This window comes from Phenylobacterium sp. (assembly GCF_004799395.1).
Lineage (GTDB): Bacteria > Pseudomonadota > Alphaproteobacteria > Caulobacterales > Caulobacteraceae > Phenylobacterium.
This window is the reverse complement of the sequence record NZ_SSMZ01000166.1, coordinates 1-7,606: the sequence shown is the minus strand read 5'-3', so window position 1 is coordinate 7,606 and position 7,606 is coordinate 1. Positions and strand designations below refer to the sequence as shown.

Sequence of the window (7,606 nt, the reverse complement as noted above, 5' to 3'; positions counted from 1 at the left end):
ATGCCGCCTATCTCGCCGAGACGGGGCTTGAGCACCCGATGCGCGAGGAGGTCCTGGCCTCACAGCCTCTGGACTGGCGAGTCGTGGCCAAGGGGCTCGCCGAGGACGAGCCGGCTCCGGTCTACTACCAGAAGCACATGACCCACCACATGGCGCCGGGCTTCGGTCTGGACTGGATGGACAGCTGCAAAAGCGCCTTCCTGATCCGCGAGCCGGCGGCGGTGCTGGCGTCCTATGTGAAAGCCCGCGCGGAGGTGACGCTGGCGGATATCGGCGTGGTCCGACAGCGCGAACTGTTCGACCGCGAGGCCGACCGCCTGGGGCGCAGCCCCCCGGTGGTCGAGGGCGCCGATGTGCTGGCCGATCCGCGCGGAACCCTGGGCGCGATCTGCGTGGCCCTGGGCGTCCCGTTCGCCGAGGCGATGTTGAGCTGGCCTGCAGGCCGCCGTCGCAGCGATGGGGTCTGGGCTCCGGCTTGGTATGCGGCGGTTGAGCGGTCCACCGGCTTTGCGGCGCCCGAACGGTCCTCGCCGGCGCCCCTGACCGATGAGCTCAAGCGGATCGCCGAGGCGGCGCGGCCGCACTATGAGGCGCTGGTCAGATGGAAGATCGGGCCTGAGCCCAAATGAAGAAGCCGCCCGAAGGCGGCTTCTCCTTGATCCGAACGTCCGACCGATCAGGCGACCAGGATGGCGCCCTGACGACGACGGCGAAGCGCCGCGCCGGTCCCGCCGAAGCCCAGGATCATCAGGGCCCAGCTGGCCGGCTCGGGCACGGCGAAGCCGGCCCCCTGCTGGATCAGCTCGGTGACCGAGATGGTTCCCACATCTGGCACGTTGCTCAGCGTGAAGTTCACCGAGAAGGTGTTGTTCTGGGCCGGGTTGTACAGCGAATCCACGAAGCCGAAGCTCAGCCGTTCGCTGTTCTGATAGCCGCCCGGGTCGCCAGCGTTCGTTGCATTGCCCAGCAGGAAGAAGTCCGCCGGGAAGCTTTGGGTGTTGTTGTTGGCAAAGTCGTGGATGGTGATCGTGGCGTCGCCGAGGCTATCGCTGAGCGTCACCGGCGAGGCGCCAACGTCGGGATTGACCGAGTAGTCGAAGCTGAGCACGTCGCCGAGGTTGAAGCTGTAGAGGTCGCCCACGGGTGACGTGGCGTCCTGCTGATAGACGTGGGCGCGGAGCGCGACTTCGACGCCGCCCTCGGTGTCCACTGTGAAGTGTCCGTTCGAGTTCCCGGTCCCGTAGTAGACTCCCGGCGACGCCAGATCGGCGTCGGTGGCCGTGCCGGCCAGCGCCGAAGACGCCATGGCCAGGACGCTCGCGGCCGACAGGGCGCACAGCAAAACGCTACGCATACGCATCAAGGATATTCCCCCACAAAGCTTGAGCTGACCCGGCGCCGCATTCATGCGGCGCGACGCGTCACACCTCTGCGCGACGCCGAAAGATCATGCTTAAGCAGTTGTGAATATTCGACAATCTGACTCCCCTCACAGGCGAGTTAAGTCGAGGACCCGACTGTGAGGAGCGTGGCGTCAGACCAGCTTCTTCCTGTAGAGAGCCGAAAGCTCCGTCCACGCCCGTTCGGCTCCGGCCTCGTTGTAGACGGCGCTGCCCTTGACGCACCAGCCGTGGTTGCAGCCGTCGTAGACCTCGACGCGGGCGACCTTGCCGGCCGAGGCGAAGGCGGCCTTCAGCGTGTCCTTGTCGGTGGGCGCGCGTTGGTCGTCGTTGGCGGCGACGGCGGAATAGACCTCGGCCTTCATCTTAGGGATGAGCAGGTGCGGGCTGGCGGGCGTCTGGGTGACCAGGCCGCCGCCGTGGCAGGTGACCGCGCCGGCGATCCGGTCGGGCAGGACGGCGGCGGTGCGGTAGACCAGCGGGCCGCCCATGCAGTAGCCCTGGGTCCCGGCCTTCTTCTTCGTGTCAGTCTGCGGCAGGGCGTCCAGGAAGGCGAAGAAGGCCGGCGCGTCGCCCTCCACAGCGCCCGGCGCCCCGATGGTGGCCGCCATGGGCATGAGCTGGGCCCGCTCGTCAGGTTTCGAGAAGTCGAGGTTGACGGTCTCCGTCGCGCGGGCCTTGCGATAGAACGGGTTGGGCACCAGGACCACGTAGCCCTGGGCGGCCAGCCGCTTGCCCATGTCGCGGAACACGGGCCTGAGGCCCATGATGTCGGTCCAGATCAGCACGGCGGGCCATTTGCCCTTGCCCTGCGGATAGAAGAGCGCCGCGTCGCAGGTCCCGTCGGGCGTCTTGATGTCGACGTCCTTCTCGGTGACCGTGGCCTGGGCGTGCGCCATGGTCGCCGATATGGAGGCCGCCAAGCTGGCGGCGGCCGCGGCGGAGAGGCCAAAGGCCCGGCGGGACATCGGCGTTTCCGCAGCCAGAATGCTGCCTTCGAACTGATGGATTTCGTCGTCGCACATGTGAGCGGCCTCCCGAGGATTTGGACCTGAAGGGTCGGCGCCAATGTTACGGCGTTATTTCCGCCGGGGAAGCGGGCGATTGGTTTGGGCTTAAGCGGTCTTGGCTTTGCGCTCGCCGGTCTTGGAGAGGCGGATCAGGACCGCGAGGCGTTGCTCACGCGACCTGCGCGTCGGCGTCTTCGACGGCTTCATCGTGGCCTCCCTTGATCACGTCTTCCAGGCCCTGTTCGCGGACCTTCCGGTAGAGGGTCGATCGGCCGATGCCGAGGCGGCGGGCGACTTCGCTCATGTGGCCGGCGTAGATCTCGATGGCGAGCTGGATCAGGTCGCGCTCGATCTCTTCCAGGGTGCGCAGGTGGCCGCGCTCGTCGAGGATGCGCACCGGCACGGCGGACGGCATGTCCGGAATCATCTGACCGACGGCGGCCGGCAGGGCAGCGAAGCTGGCCAAGACCGGCTCGGCGGCCTGGATCGGCGGCGAGACGCCGCTGATCGCCGGGAAGTCATGCGGCTGCAGGTAGGGCGCGTCGGCCAGCACGATGGCGCGGTAGACCGCGTTCTCCAGCTGACGGACATTGCCCGGCCAGTCGAAGGCCGCCAGGCAGGCGATGGTCTCGGGGGTGGCGCCGACGACGGACTTGCCTTCCTCGACGTTGAACCGCTTGACGAAGGCGTCGACCAGAGCCGGCACGTCCTCCCTGCGGTCGCGCAGCGCCGGGGCCTCGATGGGGAAAACGTTCAGGCGGTAGTAGAGGTCCTCGCGGAACCGGCCTTCCTTCACCGCCAGCGACAGGTCCCGGTTGGTGGCCGAGACGATCCGCACGTCGACCTTGATGGCGCGCTTGCCGCCCACCGGGTCGATCTCGCTCTCCTGCAGAGCGCGCAGCAGTTTGACCTGCACGTCGAGCGGCAGCTCGCCGACCTCGTCGAGGAACAGGGTGCCGCCGTTGGCTTCCTGGAACTTGCCGAGGTGCTTGTCGGTGGCGCCGGTGAAGCTGCCCTTCTCGTGGCCGAACAGGATGGATTCCACGAGGTTCTCGGGAATCGCACCGCAGTTGACCGCCACGAAGGGCTTGCCGGCGCGCTCGGAGGAGCCGTGGACGGCGCGGGCGATGACTTCCTTGCCGACGCCGCTCTCGCCGGTGATCAGGATCGGGATGGCCGACTTGGCCGCCCGCTCGCCCAGGCGCTTGACCAGTGTCATCGCCGGTGAGGCGCCGATCAGGTCGCTGAAGCTGGTGCGGCCCGAGGCGTGTTTCTTCAGCCGGTCGACCTCGCCCTTCAGCGCGCCCATGGAGAGCGCGTTGCGGATCGAGACCAGGATCCGCTCGGGCGCGGCGGGCTTGATGAAGAAATCCATGGCGCCGGCCTGCATGGCCTGCACCACGGTGTCGATGCCGCCGGTGGCGGTGACCACGATGACCGGCTGGGGGAAGCCGCGGGCGCGCATCTCGACCAGGGTCTCCTGACCGGAGATGCCGGGCATCACCAGATCGAGCAGCACCACATCGACGGGCGCGCCGAAGCCGAGGCGTTCGATCGCCCGGTCGCCGCTCTCGGCGTGCGCGACAGCGAAGCCCTCACGTTCGAGGACCGCCTGGATCAGCCGACGCTGCGTCGGGTCGTCATCGACGACGAGGACCGTTTTGGCCATATGAAGACACCCACCGTAACCGGCCGCCGCCTCGTGGACGAAGGCTCCTGTTGTCGCGAATTGATACAGGACAGGCGTGAAGAACGAGTTTCGGAGAGCTGAGTCAGGCGTTAACGCCGCGGCTTCTGATGAGGCGCTGGCGGTGGCGGCGGCGCGGGGGTTTCGCCGCACCTGGGCAGGGCCTGCAGTCCGCGCAGGAACCCGCGGCGGGCGTAGCCGGCGAGCACGGCCTTCTGCAGCGCCTTGTCCTTGCCACTGGCCCCGGTGACGAACCGCACCACGCCGCCATAGGGGACCAGGCCGCGGGCGAGGTTGGCGCCCTTCGAGGCGAGGTTGGTCTTCGTGTCGGCGACGACGGGTTCGGCGTCGATGTCCGGGCCCAGCAGGTCGTTCAGCGTGGTGAGCTCGTCGCCGACTCCGGAACAGTTGAGCGGGGCCGGCAGCTGGTAGGGATCGGCCTCGATGGTCTGGAGCAGCGGCGGGATGTCGGCCCCGGTCAGGCCCAGGCCCCTTTCCGATCCCGGCTTGACCTGCGCCCAGGCTGAATTCCCGGCGACCATAAAGGCTCCGACCATCGCCGCCATGCTCGCGGTCCGGACCGCACTTCGCTTCATTCGCCCCTCCCGCGCGCCCGACACCAGCACAGCGGCGTCTAGAGCGTTCCGTCCACCCAAAAATCTGAGATCTGCCTGTCATGAAACGGCGCTATGGCCACCGGTCGCTTATAAGGCCGGACATGCAGCAATTCAGATTCGCCGCCGCGGGCGTGCTCGCCGCGGCTCTCCTGGTTTCGACCCCGGCCCAGGCCGCCCCGCGCAATGTGATCATCTTCGTCGCCGACGGCCTGCGCTCACACAGCGTGACGCCGGAGTCCGCGCCGGCCCTGGCGGCGGTGCGCAGCGAAGGCGTGGACTTCGCCAACAGCCATTCGCTGTTTCCGACCGTCACCACCGCCAACGGCTCGGCCATCGCCACGGGTCACCTGTTGGGCGACACCGGCGATTTCGCGAACACCATTTACGCCGGGGTTGGCGTGGCCTCCGACGGCTCGCCGCTCACCGACTTTGAGAACGACGAGATGCTGGGATTGATGAACCAGCGCTTCGCGGGCAACTACCTGGGCGAGGTCAGCCTGCTGCAGGCGGCCCGCGCCAGGGGCTACGCCACCGCGGCGCTGGGCAAGGAGGGTCCCGCGGGCGTGCAGGACGCCACCGCCCGCGATGGGACCGGCACAGTGGTGCTGGACAGCGCCTACCCCAAGAACGGAATTCGGCTGGCGCCCGAGATCGCCCAGGCGATCCAAGCGGCGGGCCTGGCGTCCTCGCCACCCCAGCGGGGCAAGGATTTCAGCGGCGGGGACTTCAAGACGCCGGGCACGCTGAAGACCAATGCCGAGCAGCAGGACTGGTTCGTGGGCGTGGCGACCAAGGTGCTGATCCCCCGCTTCAAGGCCGAGGGGAAGCCGTTCGTCATGGTGTTCTGGTCGCTGGATCCCGACGGCACCCAGCACGGCAATGGCGACAGCCTGAATTCGCTGACCCCCGGGATCAACGGGCCGACCTCGCGGGCCGCCATCCGCAACGCGTCGAACGACCTGCAGGCGCTGCGCGACGCCCTGCAGGCGCAGGGGCTGGCCGACAACACCGACATCGTCATCACAGCCGACCACGGCTTCTCCACCAAGTCGCTGGAGAGCCCCGGCAGCGCCGCCGCCTCGTTCCGCTATCCGGACGTCAAGCCGGGCTTCCTCCCGCGCGGCTTCCTGGCGATCGACCTTTCCAAAGCCCTGAACCTGCCGCTGTTCAGCGTGCGCGGGGCGCCGGTCGATCCGGCGAAGGGGGAATATCCCAAGGGCGGCGCGTTGCTGGGTGCCGATCCGGCCAAGCCTGAGGTCGTGATCGCCCCCAACGGCGGGGCCATGCTGCTCTACCTGCCCGGCGCCAACGCCAAGGCGATGGCCCGCAAGGTGGTCGCGGCCCTGACCCGCCAGGACTATGTGGCGGCGATCTTCGTCAACGACGCCCTGGGCGAGGTCCCTGGCGCCCTGCCGATGAGCAAGGTCAACCTGATCGGCGCCGCGCGCACGCCGCAGCCCTCGATCGTGCTGTCGTTCCGAAGCTTCTCCACCGGCTGCGCCGACCCCGAAATGTGCGGCGTCGAGATCGCCGATAGCGGTCAGCAGCAGGGCCAAGGCATCCACGGCACGCTCGGCCGCCAGGACACTCACAATTTCATGGCCGCCGTCGGTCCGGACTTCAAACGTCGCTTCGTCGACCCCGCGCCCGTGAGCAACGCCGACTGGGCCAACACGCTCGCCTACATCCTGGGGATCGAGCTGCCGCGACGCGGCCATCTGGTCGGCCGCGTGATGAACGAGGCCCTGCTAGCGGGCGGGCCGGCGCCGCCGGTGAAGCCGATCACTGTGCGGTCCAAGCTCGCCGCCAACGGCTTCGTCACGGTGCTGAACGCCCAGGTCACGCCCGGTGAGACCTATCTCGACGCCGCCGGTATGCCGGGCCGGACGCTCGGGCTGAAGCCCTGACGCCTAGGTCCTACGGGGCGGTCGCCCCGGTTTCGCCTGGTCGCCGATGCTCCAGCCGCTTGGGCAGGGGCCCATGCGCAGGAAGTGGCGGACCTGGCTCGCCGTGACCGGGTCCGGCTGTTTGGGCGTGCGGTAGTGGTAGAGCTCGGTCAGAACGAAATCGAGCCGGAAGTCTTTCTGCAGGTCGCCGACCGTGGTGGCGCTGACGCCGAAGGGTCGGCCGTTCGCCTGGCAGCTCAGCGACCAGCCGTTGGGTCGCAGGTACGGATAGGTGGTGTCCTCGCAGGGCTGGCCGTTCACCTCGGCGCGGGAGTGGGTGAAGGTCTCGCGCAGGGTGCGATCGGCGCAGACGTAGGCCGCCGCCTGGATCGCGCCGTCGCGTCCGATCACTTCGACGCGCCAGAGCTGCGGCGGGTCCAGCGCCTGCTGGCGGGCGAGGATCTCGGTCCGGGACGCGCGGCCGATATCGCAGGCGGCGAGGCCGAGGAGGGCCAGCAAGGCCAGCGGTCGCAGGCGGTGCGCCGGCTCTGTTCGCAGGTGGGCCATCGGCGCGGCCGTTGCGGCTAGCGGAGGATCGGAAGGACGGCGGCCGGCTGCTTGTGGCGCATGACGAGGATCGCCTGCATGTGGTGCACCTCGTGGGCGACATAGACCTCGTCGGGCGGCATACCTTCGGCCGGGGCCGGCGGCTGGGCTTTCCAGGCGCCGTAGGCGGCCAGCACGATGACCCCGCCCATGACGAAGGCGCCGATGTCCTGCCGCTGGAAGTCGGGCGCGGGCATCCGCAGCGCGGCGATCCGCTGCTCGAGCGGGTGGGCCGAGCGGCCGGCCAGCCAGTGGCAGCCCAGGGGCGCGGCGATAGCGCCGAGCTGCGTCTTCAGCAGGGTCTCGGCGTAGCGGCGCTTCTGGCCCGGACGGTGCGCCAGCACCAGGGCGTCGCAGGCAAGCTCCTGGCCGCGCGCGAGGCCAGGCTCGACCAGGAGCT

8 protein-coding genes are annotated in these 7,606 nt (G+C 68.8%); 2 read left to right on the top strand and 6 right to left on the bottom strand.

Annotated elements, in window-relative coordinates:
- Nucleotides 1-629: hypothetical protein (locus E8A12_RS10910; RefSeq protein ID WP_293368546.1), on the top strand; the 629-nt coding region annotated here is incomplete at its 5' end.
- A gap of 47 nt (nucleotides 630-676) precedes the next feature.
- Here the strand turns inward: E8A12_RS10910 and E8A12_RS10905 are convergent.
- The 4 genes from E8A12_RS10905 to E8A12_RS10890 all read right to left on the bottom strand — a co-directional run bounded on the left by E8A12_RS10905 (nucleotide 677) and on the right by E8A12_RS10890 (nucleotide 4,693).
- Entirely contained in the window at nucleotides 677-1,360 is a 684-nt protein-coding gene (locus tag E8A12_RS10905) for a PEPxxWA-CTERM sorting domain-containing protein (RefSeq protein WP_293368544.1), read from the bottom strand.
- A gap of 174 nt (nucleotides 1,361-1,534) precedes the next feature.
- Complete coding sequence (locus tag E8A12_RS10900; protein WP_293368542.1) at nucleotides 1,535-2,425, bottom strand: dienelactone hydrolase family protein; 891 nt, start codon at nucleotides 2,423-2,425, stop codon at nucleotides 1,535-1,537.
- 154 nt (nucleotides 2,426-2,579) lie between these two features.
- Complete coding sequence (locus E8A12_RS10895; protein WP_293368540.1) at nucleotides 2,580-4,079, bottom strand: sigma-54 dependent transcriptional regulator; 1,500 nt, start codon at nucleotides 4,077-4,079, stop codon at nucleotides 2,580-2,582.
- Nucleotides 4,080-4,189: 110 nt separating this feature from the next.
- Nucleotides 4,190-4,693: a hypothetical protein gene (locus tag E8A12_RS10890; protein WP_293368538.1), complete on the bottom strand. Its 504-nt coding sequence runs from the start codon at nucleotides 4,691-4,693 to the stop codon at nucleotides 4,190-4,192.
- 122 nt (nucleotides 4,694-4,815) lie between these two features.
- Between E8A12_RS10890 and E8A12_RS10885 the strand changes: the two genes are divergently transcribed.
- Nucleotides 4,816-6,621: an alkaline phosphatase family protein gene (locus tag E8A12_RS10885; protein ID WP_293368536.1), complete on the top strand. Its 1,806-nt coding sequence runs from the start codon at nucleotides 4,816-4,818 to the stop codon at nucleotides 6,619-6,621.
- 3 nt (nucleotides 6,622-6,624) lie between these two features.
- Here the strand turns inward: E8A12_RS10885 and E8A12_RS10880 are convergent, their stop codons facing one another.
- A complete protein-coding gene (locus E8A12_RS10880) occupies nucleotides 6,625-7,167 on the bottom strand; it encodes a hypothetical protein (RefSeq protein WP_293368534.1) in 543 nt (180 codons plus the stop codon).
- Nucleotides 7,168-7,184: 17 nt separating this feature from the next.
- On the bottom strand, nucleotides 7,185-7,606 hold a 422-nt coding region (locus E8A12_RS10875), incomplete at its 5' end, for a M56 family metallopeptidase (RefSeq protein WP_293368532.1).